Source organism: Streptomyces sp. NPDC033174, from assembly GCF_055577795.1.
Window position 1 is genome coordinate 153,851 of sequence record NZ_JBVIPQ010000011.1, and the last position, 14,017, is coordinate 167,867.

The window sequence follows — 14,017 nt, forward strand, 5'->3', positions numbered from 1 at the left end:
GTCCGGTACGGGACAGGGTCAATCTCACCCGGACCCGCCCGAGGCGCTACTCGGCCCGAACGCGGCGGCCGGCTCTGCGCTAGAACTGTCGGATGCTGCTTCATGTCGTGCCCCTGGACGAGTGGGCCGCGGACGCCGGGCGTCCGTACGGCCCCGCCTCCCTCTCCTCCGAGGGCTTCGTGCACTGCTCACCGGACGGGGCGTCGGCCCTGGCCATCGCCGACGCCCACTACCGGGAGGTTCCCGGGCCGCTGCTGGTACTCGTCATCGACGAGGCGCTGCTGGGCTCCGAGGTGCGCTGGGAGGGCTCCGAGGACATGATCTACCCGCATGTGTACGGGCCGATCGAACGGGAGGCCGTGACCGGCGTGCTGGAGGTCCGCCGGGACGCGGACGGCCGTGCGAGCGAGCTCGTGCCCTGGATCTAGGGAGAGTCCGTCTCCGTGCCCGCGTCAGGTCCATTAGGGGTCGCGCGCGCCCGTGTCGCGGGGGCGTGGGGGCCACGCCGCGCCAAGCTGTACGGCATGACTGCTGATGCCACGCCCCGCCGTACCGTTCTGCTGGCCGGTGCGGGTTCCGTCGCCGCACTGGCCACGGGCTGCGACTCGGGCGACGACGGGGGCGCCAAGACCGCCACGCCCACGCCGCCCGCGACCACCGCCGGGTCCGCGGTTCCGCCCGCGGTGAGCCCGCCCGCCCCTTCCCCGTCGGAACCGTCCCCCGGCGCGTCGTCCCCGGGCGCCGGCGACGTGCTCGCCAAGACCTCCGACATCCCGGTGGGCGGCGGCACGGTCTTCGCGGACCAGAAAGTCGTCGTGACCCAGCCCGAGGCCGGACAGTTCAAGGCCTTCTCCGCGATCTGCACCCACCAGGGCTGCACGGTCGGCAAGGTGGCCGACGGCACCATCGACTGCCCCTGCCACGGCAGCAAGTTCGCCATCGCCGACGCCGAGGTCGTGCAGGGTCCGGCACGCCGGCCCCTGCCGCCCCGTCAGATCACCGTCTCCGGGGACACCATTCGACTGACCTGACGCCGGTGGGGCTGACGTAATCTCACGCCCATGACTCCGGAAGAGCTGGTGCGCGACCACACGATCTACTCCTGTGTCATGGGGTCGCGCGCCTTCGGTCTGGCCACTGACGGCAGTGACACCGACCGCCGTGGGGTGTTCCTCGCGCCGACGCCGCTCTTCTGGCGCTTCGAGAAGCCGCCGACCCATGTCGACGGCCCCGCGGAGGAGCAGTTCAGCTGGGAGCTGGAGCGCTTCTGCGAACTGGCCCTGCGCGCCAATCCGAACGTACTGGAGTGTCTGCACTCCCCCACCGTCGAGCGCGTCGACGACACCGGCCGCGAGCTGCTGGCGCTGCGTGACGCGTTCCTCTCCCGGCAGGCCCACACGACGTTCGTCCGCTACGCCCTGGGCCAGCGCAAGAAGCTGGACGCGGACGTCCTCCGGTACGGCGCGCCCCGGTGGAAGCACGCCATGCATCTGCTGCGGCTGCTCGTCTCCTGCCGCGATCTGCTGCGCACGGGCGAGCTGGTCATCGAGGTGGGCGAGGACCGCGAGCGGCTGCTCGCGGTCAAGCGCGGCGAGGTGTCGTGGCCGGAGGTCGAGTCCTGGATGACACGGCTGGCCGCCGAGGGGGACGAGGCGGCCCTGAGGACACCGCTGCCGCCCGAACCGGACCGGGCGCGGGTGGAGGACTTCCTGACGCGTACGCGCCGCGCCTCAGCCCGCGAGGCGGACCCGTACGACGAAGTCGTGGAGGGCGTCGTGCGCGCCGGGGGCGTCCGCTAGCCCGGACGCGCCCTGCGCCTCGTCGAGGACCCGGTGCAGGGCCTCCACGTCGGCCCGCACGGTGTCCTGGTCCACCTCGGCCCTCCCGTGCTCGGCCTCGGCCTTGAGCTCGACGAGTTCCGGAAGATACGCGGGAGCGGCCACCTCCCCGACCAGGGTGGGGAGATGGGCGACGACCTCACCGGAGCGCATCAGATGGATGCCGGTGAGCAGGGCCCGGTAGGTGTAGAGCAGCGGCTTGAGCTCGCCGGTCTTCTCGAAGAGCCGCCATTGTGTCGCGGCGAACCCCCGGTAGTGGTGGGCGTGGTGCACGGTCACCACACCGGGTACGTGGGAGACCAGCTCGGCGTGCGCGTCCGACGTGTGGGCCACCAGCGGGGAGAGCAGCTGCTCCAGTACGTAGCCGTTGCGCCGCAGCATCAGCCGGACGAACTTGCGCAGATCGTGTGTGACCAGATCCATCTCGACGCCGTCCCGGTCCCACATCCGGGACCGGGTCTCCTCCGGCTCGCGCAGCCCTATCAGGCCGGACACCGGCAGCAGATGGACCCCCCGCAGGTCCACGTCCGAGTCGCGGGAGGGAAATCCGTAGAGATGTGCCCCGGAGACGGTGGCGAACAGCAGGGGGTCGGGCTGTTCGGCCACCACGGCGGCCAGGTCGAGGTCGAGCGGTGCGGTCGTCATGGATCAAGCGTCCCAGAGGGCTCCCAGGGTCAGCAGCTCGCTGCGGTACTCGATCCGCTCGGCCCATTCCTTGGGCCAGGCCCCCGCCCCCAGGTGCGCCCCGGCGAACGCGCCCGCCAGGCAGGCGATCGAGTCCGAGTCGCCCCTGGTGCAGGCGGCCCGGCGCAGCGCCGTCACCGGCTCCTCGGGGAAGAGCAGGAAGCAGAGCAGTGCCGTGGTGAGCGCCTCCTCGGCGATCCAGCCGTCACCGGTGAGCAGGCAGGGGTCGACCTCCGGGCTCGCCGTGCCGAGTGCGGAGGCGAGGACTTCGAGGGCCGCGAGGCAGTCGTCCCAGCCGCGCTCGATGAAGGCGGTGGGCGTCGCGTCGTGGGAGTAGGTCCACAGGTCACCGAGCCACTTGTGGTGGTAGCGGGAGCGGTTCTCGTACGCGTAGGAGCGCAGCTGGCCGACGAGTCCCAGCGGCTCGGCCCCCCGCGCGAGCAGGAACACCGCCCGTGCCGTCAGGTCGGAGGCGGCCAGCGCGGTGGGATGCCCGTGGGTGAGGGCGGACTGCAACTGGGCCGCGCCCGCGCGCTGTTCCTCGCTCAGTCCCGGTACGAGCCCGACGGGGGCGACCCGCATGTTGGCGCCGCAGCCCTTGGAGCCGATCTGGCTCGCCTCCTGCCAGGGCCGGTCGCTGTCCAGCAGACGGCAGGCGACCATGCAGGTGCGGCCGGGCGCGCGGTTGTTCTCCGGCGAGTGGTACCAGGAGACGAACTCGTCCCGTACCGGACGGATCAGCCGCAGCGGAGCGAGCACGCCCCGGTCCATCGCGGTCCTTATGCCGCGCGCCAGGGCGAGCGTCATCTGGGTGTCGTCGGTGACGATCGCCGGCTTCGGCAGCCGCATCTCCCGCCACGGCCCGCACTTGGCGAGGATCGAGGGGACGTCGTTGAACTCGGTGGGGAAGCCCAGCGCGTCCCCGAGGGCGAGGCCGACGAGTGAACCCGTCGCGGCCTGCTTGGTGATGGTGCGTGCGGCGATCACGTGGAACGTCCTTCCGGTCGCAGAAGTGGCGGGTGCAGCGCCGTCGCCGCACCCGCCCGGTAGAGAGCGGCCGGTTTCCCCCGTCCGCCGGTGAGGCGCGGCGGTCCTTCCACGGCCTGGACGAAGCCGGGCGTGGCGAGGACCTTGCGCCGGAAATTGGGGCGGTCGAGCTCGACGCCCCAGACCGTCTCGTACACCTGCCGCAGCTCGCCGAGGGTGAACTCGGGCGGGCAGAAGGCGGTGGCGAGGCACGTGTACTCGAGCTTGGCGCCGACGCGCTCGTGGGCGTCGGCGAGGATCCGGTCGTGGTCGAAGGCGAGCCGCCCCTGCGCGCCGTACGGCGTCCAGCGGGCACGGGCGGCGTCGCTGCCGCCGCGCGGCTCGGGAAGGTCCGGTACGAGCGCGGTGTACGCGACGGACACCACCCGCATCCTCGGGTCCCGGTCCGGCGCGCTGTAGGTGCGCAGCTGCTCCAGGTGGAGGGAGGCGACGGTGTCCGCGGACAGGCCGGTCTCCTCGGCCAGTTCGCGCCGGGCGGCCTGCCCGGCGGACTCCCGAGGCAGGACGAAGCCGCCGGGAAGCGCCCAGGCGCCCTTGTAGGGCTCCTGGCCGCGTTCGACGAGCAGGACGTGCAGCCGCTCCTCGCGGACGGTGAGGACGGCGAGGTCGACGGTGACGGCGAAGGGCTCGAAGGCGTACGGGTCGTAGCCTTCGGGGGCCCGTCCCCCCGGGGCGGTCATCGCGTCTCCGGCGGGGTGTCCTCGAGGTCCCAGCCCTCGGCGAGGAGGGCGTCCACGGCGGCGACGGCGGTGGCGAGGCGCTGCTCGTGGGGGCCGGTGAGCAGGACAGTGCGGCGTCCGGTACGGGTGAGCCGGGCCATGAACCGTGCGGTCATCCAGGGCCGCAGCCGGCCCCCGTCGGGCGTGACCCCGCCGGCGGCGCGGACGCCCCGGTGGTCGGTGAGCAGCCACAGGTGCCGGGTGCCGCGGGCGGCGACCCGGCGGACGTCGTCGTCGGCCGTGCCGAGGTACCGCTCGTGCCGGATGCCGGTGGTGAAGGCGTCGGTGTCGCAGAAGACCACGGGGGAGCCCGCCCGGGCGGCCTCCTCCTCCAGTTCGCTCTGCCGCTGGGCGACGAGGAGGAACTCCTCGGAGGTGAAGGCCACATCCGCCGGGCCGGCCTCGGGACGTCCGGTCCGCAGAGCGGCCAGCTTCTGCTCGGCGAACGCCTGCAAGTGGTCGGGGACGAAGCGGGTGCGCGTCCAGACGCCGCCGCGCCGCCGGTAGTGCTCGGCGAGTGCCCACGCCATGGTGGTGGTGCCGGTCGACTCGGCGCCGAGCACCACGACCCGCCGGGCGAGCGCGGCCCGCACGGGCGGCTCCAGGAAGTCCCAGCAGCCGACGGGGTCCTTGCGGACGGCCCTGCCCGACACGGGGAAGACCGTGTGGCCCGGGTCGACACGGACCGGCTCGGCGCCGAGGCGGCGGCCGAGCTCCTCCCCGTACGCCTCCGAGGTGAACACGGCGTCGACGGGCTCGGGTACGGCGGCGAGGACGGCAGGCAGCCGGGCCTCCCAAACCCCGGGGGCGTGCGGATCGACGGGGGCGTCGTCGAGGGCGCCGACGACCTGCACGCCGGGGTGCACCTCGCGCATCCAGGCGATCCGGTCGTCGAGCGGCAGGGCCGCGGAGAAGCCGCAGACGAGCACGGTGAGCCGCTCGCAGCGGTCGGCGGCGGTCCGTACGAGGTGGTGGTGGCCGGCGTGCGGCGGGCAGAACCTGCCGGGCACGAGCCCGTGCGCGTACCGCTTCATCTCACCACCACCTTTATAGTCACTTTGACTATAAAGGTCCGGCGGGAGCCCCGACAAGCGCGAAAAGCCCGCAGCCTGGACGGGCTGCGGGCTTTTCGTACGGGTCTGCCGGGAAGTGTCCCGAAGTCTCTAGAGACCGACTTCCTTCATCAGCATGCCGACCTCGGTGTTGGTCAGGCGGCGCAGCCAGCCCGACTTCTGGTCGCCGAGGCCGATCGGGCCGAAGGCCGTCCGCACGAGCTTGTCGACCGGGAAGCCCGCCTCGGCGAGCATCCGGCGCACGATGTGCTTGCGGCCCTCGTGCAGGGAGACCTCGACCAGGTAGTTCTTGCCGGTGTTCTCGACGACCCGGAAGTGGTCGGCGCGGGCGTAGCCGTCCTCCAGCGGGATGCCGTTCTTCAGCTGCTTGCCGAGGTCACGCGGGAGCGGGCCCTGGATGGCGGCGAGGTAGGTCTTCTTGACGCCGTACTTGGGGTGCGTGAGGCGGTGGGCCAGCTCTCCGTGGTTGGTGAGCAGGATGATGCCCTCGGTCTCCGTGTCCAGCCGGCCGACGTGGAAGAGCCGCGTCTCACGGTTGGTGACGTAGTCGCCGAGGCACTGGCGGCCGTCCGGGTCCTCCATGGTGGAGACCACACCGGCCGGCTTGTTCAGCGCGAAGAAGAGGTACGACTGGGTGGCGACGGTCAGGCCGTCCACCTTGATCTCGTCCTTCTCGGGGTCGACGCGCAGCCCCTGCTCGGTGACGATCTGGCCGTTGACCTCGACGCGGGCCTGCTCGATGAGCTCCTCGCACGCGCGGCGCGAGCCCATGCCGGCCCGGGCGAGGATCTTCTGAAGCCGCTCACCCTCCTGCTCGGCGCCCGGGAAGGTCTTCGGGGTCTTGATCTCCGGCTTGTTCGCGTACCGCTCCCGGTTGCGCTCCTCCGTACGGGCGTCGTACTCCCGGGAGCGCGCGGGCGCCGTACGGCGCCCGCTCTGCTGCGGGGACTGCTTGGGGCCACCCTTCGCGCCACCGCGGGCGGCGCTGCCGCGCCCCTTCTTCGGCGCCTCGGAGGGGCCGCTCACGTCGTAGCGGCGCTCCTCCGGGCGGGGCTTGCCCGCCCGCTTCTGCCTGTCGTCGCGCCCACCGCCGGCGCCCGGCTTGCCGCCGCGCCCGCCGCTGCTGCCGCGGCCGCCGCTGTTGCCACCACGGCTCCCGCCGTTGTTTCCGCTGCTGTTCCTGCCGCTGCTGCTTCGCATCAAATTTCCGTCTTGTCGTCTGCGTCCTCGGAATCCGGTGCATCCGGATCGAACGACGGGACCCCTTCCTGGGTCTCGGCCTCGATCGCCTCCGCCTCGGGGAGGAAGGGCGCGAGCTCCGGGAGCTCGTCCAGGCCTCGCAGGCCCATCCGCTCCAGAAAGTAGTTCGTCGTCCTGTACAGGATCGCACCTGTTTCGGGTTCCGCGCCCGCCTCCTCGACCAGACCGCGCTGGAGGAGGGTGCGCATGACGCCGTCACAGTTCACTCCGCGCACCGCCGACACCCGCGAACGGCTGACCGGCTGGCGGTAGGCGACGACCGCGAGAGTCTCCAGAGCGGCCTGCGTGAGCCGCGCCTGCTGGCCGTCGAGCACGAAGCGCTCGACCGCGTCGGCGTGCTCGGGGCGGGTGTAGTAGCGCCAGCCGTCGGCGACGAGACGCAGCTCGAAGCCGCGCCCCTGGAGGGCGTACTCGTCGGCGAGCTCGCGCAGGGCGTCGGCCACCTCCCGCCTCGTCCGCTCCAGGACCTTGGCGAGGTGCTCCTCGGTGGCGGGCTCGTCGACGACCATGAGGACGGCTTCGAGGGCGGGCTTGAGCTCACTCATGGCTTCTCCTCCGGGGTCTCGGGTGCGCGGTCGAATTCATCGGTGACGGTCACGTTCTCCCCGCCGGTCCAGGTGACGGTCAGCTCGCCCAGGGCGTCGTCCTGGTCGAGGGTGACGGCCTTGTCGCGGTAGAGCTCCAGCAGGGCGAGGAAGCGGGCGACGACGGTGAGGGTGTCCCCGGCGTCCTCCGTGAGCTCCTGGAAGCTCACGGCCCCGCGCTCCCGCAGCCGCGCGACCACCACGGCGGCCTGCTCCTGAACGCTGACCAGCGGCGCGTGGATGTGGTCCACGTACACCTGCGGTTCGGCCCTCGGCTGCATGGCCTTGACGGCGAGCCGGGCGAATCCCTCCGCGCCGATGCTGATGACGACCTCGGGGAGCAGCTCGGCGTGATGGGGCTCGAGGCCGACGGTCCGGGGGTAGCGCCTCCCCTCTGCCTCCCAGCGGTCGCCGAAGATCGCGGCGATCTGCTTGTACGCGCGGTACTGGAGGAGACGGGCGAAGAGCAGGTCCCGCGCCTCCAGCAGCGCGAGGTCGGCCTCGTCCTCCACTTCGGCGGCGGGCAGCAGCCGGGCGGCCTTGAGGTCGAGCAGGGTCGCGGCGACGACGAGGAACTCGGTGGTCTGGTCGAGGTCCCAGTCGGGTCCCATGGCCCGGATGTGGGCCATGAACTCGTCGGTCACCTTGGAGAGGGCGACCTCGGTCACGTCGAGCTTGTGCTTGGAGATGAGCTGCAGGAGCAGATCGAAGGGCCCCTCGAAGTTCACCAGCCGCACGGTGAAGCGCCCGTCGCCGGGGGGCTGCTCCCGCTCTTCGGGGGCGGGGGCCTCGGCGGACGCGGGGGTCGGGGGCTCGGCGGGGGCCGGGGCCCCGACCAGGGCGGGCTCCTGCGGCACGACGGCCTCCGCGACCGGCGCGGGCGGCGGCGCGGGCGCGCGGGCCCCCGCCGGGGCCGGGGCCGCCTGGGCCGACGGCGCCTCGGCCGCGGGCGCCTCGGCGCCGTCTCGCACGGGTTCCCGGGGCGCGGCGGCCGGTTCCACGGGCGAGGGCGACGCGGACGCCGACGGGCCGGCCCCCGGGCCCCGGCCCAGGGTGCGGCGGCGGGAGGCGGGGGCGGAGGGGTCGTCCGTCGGGGGCATCGTGGTCCAGGGAGGAGCTGGGGAGCGGCAGGCAGGCCCGCAGGCTACCCTCAGCGTCCGCGCAGGCGCCGCACGAGGATGCTCGCGTCGCCCCGGGACTCCAGGTCCGCGAGGACCACCGCGACCGCCTCACGGACGATCCGGCCGCGGTCGACCGCCAGGCCGTGCTCCCCGCGGAGCACCAGGCGGGCGTGCTCCAGGTCCATCAGCTCCTCGGCGGAGACATAGACCGTGATCTTCTCGTCGTGACGCTCGCGTCCGCTGGGCCGCCGGTTCGCCGCCCGGGCCCGCCGCCGCGCGGCGGCGTCGTCGCCCGAGCGCCGGGGCGCGCGGGGCGCCTCGGCCGCCTCCTGCGTACGGGACCGCGGCTCCGCGTTCTCCGCGTCGGCGGCCGAGTGCTCCTGCGACGACGGGGCGGGCGAGGACGGGGGCGGCGTCGGAGCCGCCTCCGTGTCGCTCTCCCCCGCAGGCGCCGGCACCCGTGGCTCCCCGTTGGCGCCCCGCCGCGGTGACGACGCCTGCAGCGCCATGCCCCCGGTCGTACGGAACAGCTCGTCGGCCCCGGGCAGACTCACTCGGCGTGACACCGGGCGAGCACCTCCCTGGCGAGCTGGCGGTAGGCGGCGGCGCCGACGGAGTTGGAGGCGTACGTGGTGATGGGCTCACCGGCGACCGTGGTCTCCGGGAAGCGCACGGTCCGCCCGATCACCGTGTGGTAGACGTGGTCGTCGAAGGCCTCGACGACACGCGCCAGGACCTCACGGCTGTGCACGGTCCGCGAGTCGTACATCGTGGCGAGGATGCCGTCGAGCTCCAGGTCGGGGTTGAGCCGCTCCTGGACCTTCTCGATGGTCTCCGTCAGCAGGGCCACACCGCGCAGCGCGAAGAACTCGCACTCGAGCGGCACGATCACCTTGTGAGCCGCCGTCAGCGCGTTCACGGTCAGCAGACCGAGCGAGGGCTGACAGTCGATCACGATGTAGTCGTAGTCCTGCATCAGCGGCTTCAGGGCCCGCTGGAGCGTCGACTCGCGCGCGACCTCGCTCACCAACTGCACTTCCGCGGCCGAGAGGTCGATATTGCTCGGCAGCAGGTCCATGTTGGGCACGGCGGTCTTCAGCAGCACCTCGTCCGCCGACATGCCCCGCTCCATGAGCAGGTTGTAGACGGTGAGGTCGAGCTCCATCGGGTTCACGCCGAGTCCGACGGACAGGGCGCCCTGCGGGTCGAAGTCGACGAGCAGCACCCGCCGTCCGTACTCGGCGAGCGCGGCGCCCAGGTTGATGGTCGACGTCGTCTTGCCGACGCCGCCCTTCTGGTTGCACATCGCGATGATCGTCGCGGGTCCGTGCTCTGCCAGCGGGCCCGGGATCGGGAAGTACGGCAGGGGACGTCCCGTGGGGCCGATCCGCTCGCGGCGCTGGCGGGCAGCGTCGGGTGCGAGGGTGGCCGCGTACTCGGGGTCGGGCTCGTACTCGGCGTCAGGGTCGTAGAAGTGCCCCTCGGGCACCTCGTCGTAGGCGGCGAAGTGGGTGGACTCTCGGCCACTCTCGTTGCCGGCCGTGGCGTTCACGTGTAGGCCGTCCATCATCTTCATCGTGTGGGCTGTCGTCGTGTGCTGGTTGGTCGCGAAGGTTCGGACAGCGACGGAGCCGACAGCCTCGAGCCCGGACTGCCCCGGTGACGGGACCAGGCCCCTCGCTGGGGGCACCTCCCCCACGCCCCCCGGGCGTCGGCGGGGAGTTCCTGGTTGACCACCTCCGGGAGTAAATGTCGACTCATTCACAAGTCGTCTTACCTCCTTGGATGTGACCAGGAAACTTATCGATTCGTCAGCGTGGCACCATGCCGACGGTTGGCGACTCTATGGCGTGTCACCGCTCCGCAGCAACACAATCCGCCGGACCCGGCCCGATGTGTCGGCAACGGAACACCGTGATGTCAAGGGTGCACGGCTGTGCATCGCCACGTTTCGGGGGTGTGCGAAACGGTTAAAGGGTTACGTTCGAGGCGAGTTGAACGAGGGTCACAAAGTGGCCGGACACACATGCGGCCGGACCTTTGTCGACAAGGTCCGGCCGCATGCGTGAGGTTGACGGCGCGTATTGACGGCACGCCGCCCGAGGTCAGCCGAGCAGGCTGCTGAGCTCCAGGTGCTCGAGGCCGTGCGCCTCGGCGACCTCCTTGTAAACCACCTTGCCGTCATGGGTGTTGAGGCCCAGGGCGAGCGCGGAGTCGCGGCGCAGCGCCTCGACCCAGCCGTTGTTGGCCAACGACACGATGTAGGGCAGCGTGGCGTTGGTCAGCGCGTAGGTGGAGGTGTTCGGGACCGCGCCCGGCATGTTGGCGACGCAGTAGAAGACCGAGTTGTGGACCTGGAAGGTCGGCTCGGCGTGCGTGGTCGGGTGCGAGTCCTCGAAGCAGCCGCCCTGGTCGATCGCGATGTCGACAAGGACACTTCCGGGCTTCATCTTGGCGACGAGCTCGTTGGTGACCAGCTTCGGGGCCTTGGCGCCCGGGATGAGGACGGCGCCGATGACGAGGTCGGCCTCGATCACGGCCTTCTCCAGCTCGAAGGCGTTGGAGACGATCGTCTTCACCTTGGTGCCGAAGATCTTGTCGGCCTCGCGGAGCTTGTTGATGTCGCGGTCGAGCAGGGTGACGTGGAAGCCCATGCCGACGGCGATCTGGGTGGCGTTCCAGCCGGAGACGCCGCCGCCGATGACGACGCACTCACCGGCGTGGGTGCCGGGGACGCCGCCGGGGAGCACGCCGCGGCCGCCGACCGAGCGCATCAGGTGGTAGGCGCCGACCTGCGGGGCCAGGCGGCCCGCGACCTCGGACATCGGAGCGAGCAGCGGCAGCGCGCGGTTCGCGGTCTCGACGGTCTCGTACGCGATGGCGGTGGTGCCGGACTCGAGCAGGGCGTCCGTGCACTCGCGGGACGCGGCGAGGTGCAGGTAGGTGAAGAGCGTCTGGTCCTTGCGGAGGCGGTGGTACTCCTCGGCGATGGGCTCCTTGACCTTCAGCAGCAGGTCGGCGGTGGCCCAGACCTCGTCGGCGGTCGGCAGGATCTGCGCGCCGGCGGAGACGAACTCGTCGTCCGTGATCGAGGAGCCGACACCGGCGTTCTGCTCGATGAAGACCTGGTGGCCGTGGCGCACGAGCTCGTGCACACCAGCGGGGGTGATGGCCACCCGGAACTCGTTGTTCTTGACCTCGCGGGGGATGCCGACCTTCATCGTCGATCACGGTCCTTGGCTCAGGGGGATTACTGGGGCAATGCCATACATACCCGGGCGCACCACGGCACACCGGGGTAGACCGCGAACGGTTGCGGCTCACCCAGTCTAATGAAGGAGTTCCCTCTGTCTAGCCTTGCAAAGCATTAATCTTCGTCGAAAGCACTGCGGATTTCGTAGGCAGAGTCCTCGGTTCCCAGAAGACGTTCGGCCGTGGCGCGGTGCAGCCCGGCGGCGGCCGGGTCTCCGAGCCGGTCGAGGGTGTCGGCCAGCCTGAGCTGCAGCGCGGCCTGGAGCCGTACGTCCTCGGCCCGCCGCGCCCACTCGACGGCTTCCTCGCAGGTACGCAGCGATTCCTCGGGCCGGCCGGCGTACTCCTGGACCCGGGCGGCCTCGCTCAACGCCCGTGCGTAGCCCGGCAGATCGGCGAGCCGCCGGTAGCCCGCGGCGGCCGCTCGCCAGTTCCGCAGCGCCTCGCCGTAACGCCCCGCGTAGCTGTGCACCGCACCGAGGCGCCCGTACAGCCGCGCCTGATCGGCCCGCTCGTCCCGGGCGAGGCGGTGGGAGAGCGCCCGCCCGTACCAGTCGGCGGCCCGCTGCCAGTCCCCCAGCTCCTGGTAGGAACCGCCTACGGATTCCATCGCGCGGCCGATCGCGTACGGGTCGTTCGCCGCCCTTCCGGCGTCCAGCGCCGCCCGGTAGCGGGCCAGCGCGGACTCGGTCCGGCCGGTTCCGGCGTCCAGATCGGCGAGATTCAGCAGGGCGGCGGCCTGCTCACGGTGCAGTCCGCGCCGCTCGGCGACGCCGAGGACCAGCTGGTGCAGTCCGTACAGCTCGGGGGCGGCGGCCTCGGCGCCCCGGTGTGCGCTCAGGGCTCTGACCAGGGCGGCGACCAGTCGGCGGGCCAGCGTGTCGAGCTCTCCGTCGGCGACGGCCAGCCGGGCGCAGGCCAGCAGCACGGGCTGCCGGGCCCGCAGCCAGTCGGCGGCGGCCCGCGGAGAGGGGAAGCGCAGGGCGCGGGGCAGTCCGGCGAGCTTGCGGCGGGCGAGCGAGCCCTCCGGCTCGGTGACCGCCCGGCAGGACTGGAGGAGCCGGACCGTCCGCTCCAGCATCCGCGCCCGGGCGAGCTGCAGCTCCCCGGGCCGGTCCCGCTCCTCCATGAGCGCGCGGAGCAGGGGGACGAGATGGCCGGGCACCTCGTACTCCCCGTCCTCCCCGGTCCGCAGCAGCCCGGCGGCGGCGAAGTCGTCGAGCGTCGACTGGGCGGCGGAGACGGAGCAGCCGGCCAGCGCGGACGCGGTGTGGGCGTCGGCGAGACCGAGCGGCGCGAGGGCCAGCAGCCGGAGCAGGCGGCCGGCGGGCCCCGACAGGGACTCGTACACCATGTGGAAGGCGCGGGACAGCGGATCACCGGGCAGGGCGTGCAGTCGCTTGGCCAGATCGGCGACGGACGCCTTGGGGCGGGCGGCGAGCCAGCCACCGGCGAGGACGAGCGCGGCGGGCTGGCCGCCGCAGACCTCGGCCAGCGTCTCGGCGGACTGCGGGTCGACGGTGATCCGTACGGAACCGGTGAACCGTTCGAGCAGTTCGATCGCGGACTTCGTGTCCAGCCCACCGAGGGTGCAGGGGCGGACGTCCGGGATGCCGGTGAGCGGCCCCCGGGCGACGGCGACGACCAGGCACTCGGGGTTGTCCGGCAGCAGCGGGTCGACCTGCTCGGCGTCGCGGGCGTCGTCGAGGAGCAGCAGCGCGCGGCGGACGGCGAGGGCCTCCCGGACCATCTCGGACAGCTCGTCGCCGTCCGCGCCGGCCGGGGCGGGGATCCCGAGCGTGTCCAGGAGGTCCCGGGCCGTCCGCTCGGTGGGGACGCGCTCTCCCCCGGGCTCGGTCAGCCGGGCCCGGAGAACACGGTCGGGGTAGTCCTCGGCGAGCGAGGCGGCGAGCTCCTCGGCGAGCGCGGTTCGGCCGGAGCCGGGGCGTCCGGCGATGAGAAGCACACGCGCGCGAGGGGCTTTGCGGCCGGAGATGGTGTCCAGTCCCGCGCGCTGGATGTCGGCGCGCAGGGCCTTCAACTCGCGCTGTCTGCCGAAGAACTGACGGTCCGTGGGTGTCGGTGTCCCGGTCGGCTGCCCACCGGGCGCGCGCCGGGCGCGCTCCCGGCCGACGCCGCCCACGCCCACCGCCTGATCCGTCACGGGCCACGCTCCCGTCCACTGCGCACGAGCCGAACCCGTCGGGTCTCCGGACGGGTGATCCCGAGCGTAGTTCAGGCCGGTTCCGGTTCCCGGCGGAGCACGACCGACGGGTCCCCCGATCGGATCAGCGGATCGTCACACCGCGAGCACATTGGGGTGGAGCCTCGGGGCTCGGAGGGCGCGGAGGGGAGGAGGGACCCCGCCGCGGACCGGCGCACCGGAGCCGCCGGGCCGCGGCGCCGAGAGTCCCCCTCGCGAGGGGACGGGACACCGGG

The 14,017-nt window shown here is 72.4% G+C and carries 14 protein-coding genes; 3 read left to right on the forward strand and 11 right to left on the reverse strand.

What is annotated here, in order from left to right:
• The first annotated feature begins 92 nt into the window (after positions 1–92).
• From ACZ5VC_RS29750 to ACZ5VC_RS29760, 3 genes are all read left to right on the forward strand, one after another.
• Complete coding sequence (locus ACZ5VC_RS29750) at positions 93–428, forward strand: DUF952 domain-containing protein (protein WP_469123078.1); 336 nt, start codon at positions 93–95, stop codon at positions 426–428.
• 96 nt (positions 429–524) lie between these two features.
• Positions 525–1,031, forward strand: coding sequence for a Rieske (2Fe-2S) protein (locus ACZ5VC_RS29755; protein WP_469123079.1), 507 nt, complete (start codon positions 525–527; stop codon positions 1,029–1,031).
• 30 nt (positions 1,032–1,061) lie between these two features.
• Positions 1,062–1,799, forward strand: a complete 738-nt coding sequence (locus ACZ5VC_RS29760; protein WP_469123080.1) for a nucleotidyltransferase domain-containing protein — start codon at positions 1,062–1,064, stop codon at positions 1,797–1,799.
• Here ACZ5VC_RS29760 and ACZ5VC_RS29765 read toward each other — a convergent pair.
• From ACZ5VC_RS29765 to ACZ5VC_RS29815, 11 genes are all read right to left on the reverse strand, one after another.
• Positions 1,731–2,483, reverse strand: a complete 753-nt coding sequence (locus ACZ5VC_RS29765; protein ID WP_469123081.1) for a nucleotidyltransferase domain-containing protein — start codon at positions 2,481–2,483, stop codon at positions 1,731–1,733. The genes ACZ5VC_RS29760 and ACZ5VC_RS29765 overlap by 69 nt on opposite strands.
• A 3-nt stretch (positions 2,484–2,486) precedes the next feature.
• Positions 2,487–3,509, reverse strand: a complete 1,023-nt coding sequence (locus ACZ5VC_RS29770) for an ADP-ribosylglycohydrolase family protein (RefSeq protein ID WP_469123082.1) — start codon at positions 3,507–3,509, stop codon at positions 2,487–2,489.
• Positions 3,506–4,249 (reverse strand): NUDIX hydrolase, encoded by a 744-nt coding sequence (locus ACZ5VC_RS29775; protein WP_469123083.1) that lies wholly within the window; start codon positions 4,247–4,249, stop codon positions 3,506–3,508. Before ACZ5VC_RS29775 ends, ACZ5VC_RS29770 begins: the two co-directional genes overlap by 4 nt.
• The gene (locus ACZ5VC_RS29780; protein ID WP_469123084.1) at positions 4,246–5,322 is read right to left on the reverse strand and encodes an AAA family ATPase; all 1,077 of its coding nucleotides are present in this window, start codon (positions 5,320–5,322) and stop codon (positions 4,246–4,248) included. The genes ACZ5VC_RS29775 and ACZ5VC_RS29780 overlap by 4 nt, the downstream gene beginning before the upstream one ends.
• A gap of 129 nt (positions 5,323–5,451) precedes the next feature.
• Entirely contained in the window at positions 5,452–6,561 is a 1,110-nt protein-coding gene (locus ACZ5VC_RS29785) for a pseudouridine synthase (RefSeq protein ID WP_469123085.1), read from the reverse strand.
• Entirely contained in the window at positions 6,561–7,166 is a 606-nt protein-coding gene (scpB, locus tag ACZ5VC_RS29790) for an SMC-Scp complex subunit ScpB (RefSeq protein ID WP_469123086.1), read from the reverse strand. Before scpB ends, ACZ5VC_RS29785 begins: the two co-directional genes overlap by 1 nt.
• Entirely contained in the window at positions 7,163–8,305 is a 1,143-nt protein-coding gene (locus ACZ5VC_RS29795; RefSeq protein ID WP_469123087.1) for a segregation and condensation protein A, read from the reverse strand. The genes scpB and ACZ5VC_RS29795 overlap by 4 nt, the downstream gene beginning before the upstream one ends.
• A 50-nt stretch (positions 8,306–8,355) precedes the next feature.
• Positions 8,356–8,892 carry a hypothetical protein gene (locus ACZ5VC_RS29800; RefSeq protein ID WP_469123088.1) on the reverse strand — a complete coding sequence of 179 codons (537 nt, stop codon included), beginning with the start codon at positions 8,890–8,892 and terminating at the stop codon, positions 8,356–8,358.
• A complete protein-coding gene (locus tag ACZ5VC_RS29805; protein WP_468709684.1) occupies positions 8,877–9,902 on the reverse strand; it encodes a ParA family protein in 1,026 nt (341 codons plus the stop codon). The genes ACZ5VC_RS29800 and ACZ5VC_RS29805 overlap by 16 nt, the downstream gene beginning before the upstream one ends.
• 529 nt (positions 9,903–10,431) lie before the next feature.
• Positions 10,432–11,547, reverse strand: coding sequence for an alanine dehydrogenase (ald, locus tag ACZ5VC_RS29810; protein WP_469123089.1), 1,116 nt, complete (start codon positions 11,545–11,547; stop codon positions 10,432–10,434).
• A gap of 146 nt (positions 11,548–11,693) precedes the next feature.
• Positions 11,694–13,742: a tetratricopeptide repeat protein gene (locus tag ACZ5VC_RS29815; protein WP_469123090.1), complete on the reverse strand. Its 2,049-nt coding sequence runs from the start codon at positions 13,740–13,742 to the stop codon at positions 11,694–11,696.
• Between the last annotated feature and the right edge of the window lie 275 nt (positions 13,743–14,017).

What these genes read in the sequence shown, in the direction of transcription:
- ACZ5VC_RS29760 (WP_469123080.1), top strand. Translation starts at nt 1,062, where the DNA reads ATGACTCCGGAAGAGCTGGTGCGCGACCACACGATCTACTCCTGTGTC.
- ACZ5VC_RS29750 (WP_469123078.1), top strand. Translation starts at nt 93, where the DNA reads ATGCTGCTTCATGTCGTGCCCCTGGACGAGTGGGCCGCGGACGCCGGG.
- ACZ5VC_RS29775 (WP_469123083.1), bottom strand. Translation starts at nt 4,249, where the DNA reads ATGACCGCCCCGGGGGGACGGGCCCCCGAAGGCTACGACCCGTACGCC.
- scpB (WP_469123086.1), bottom strand. Translation starts at nt 7,166, where the DNA reads ATGAGTGAGCTCAAGCCCGCCCTCGAAGCCGTCCTCATGGTCGTCGAC.
- ACZ5VC_RS29785 (WP_469123085.1), bottom strand. Translation starts at nt 6,561, where the DNA reads ATGCGAAGCAGCAGCGGCAGGAACAGCAGCGGAAACAACGGCGGGAGC.
- ACZ5VC_RS29755 (WP_469123079.1), top strand. Translation starts at nt 525, where the DNA reads ATGACTGCTGATGCCACGCCCCGCCGTACCGTTCTGCTGGCCGGTGCG.
- ald (WP_469123089.1), bottom strand. Translation starts at nt 11,547, where the DNA reads ATGAAGGTCGGCATCCCCCGCGAGGTCAAGAACAACGAGTTCCGGGTG.
- ACZ5VC_RS29765 (WP_469123081.1), bottom strand. Translation starts at nt 2,483, where the DNA reads ATGACGACCGCACCGCTCGACCTCGACCTGGCCGCCGTGGTGGCCGAA.
- ACZ5VC_RS29805 (WP_468709684.1), bottom strand. Translation starts at nt 9,902, where the DNA reads ATGAAGATGATGGACGGCCTACACGTGAACGCCACGGCCGGCAACGAG.
- ACZ5VC_RS29795 (WP_469123087.1), bottom strand. Translation starts at nt 8,305, where the DNA reads ATGCCCCCGACGGACGACCCCTCCGCCCCCGCCTCCCGCCGCCGCACC.
- ACZ5VC_RS29780 (WP_469123084.1), bottom strand. Translation starts at nt 5,322, where the DNA reads ATGAAGCGGTACGCGCACGGGCTCGTGCCCGGCAGGTTCTGCCCGCCG.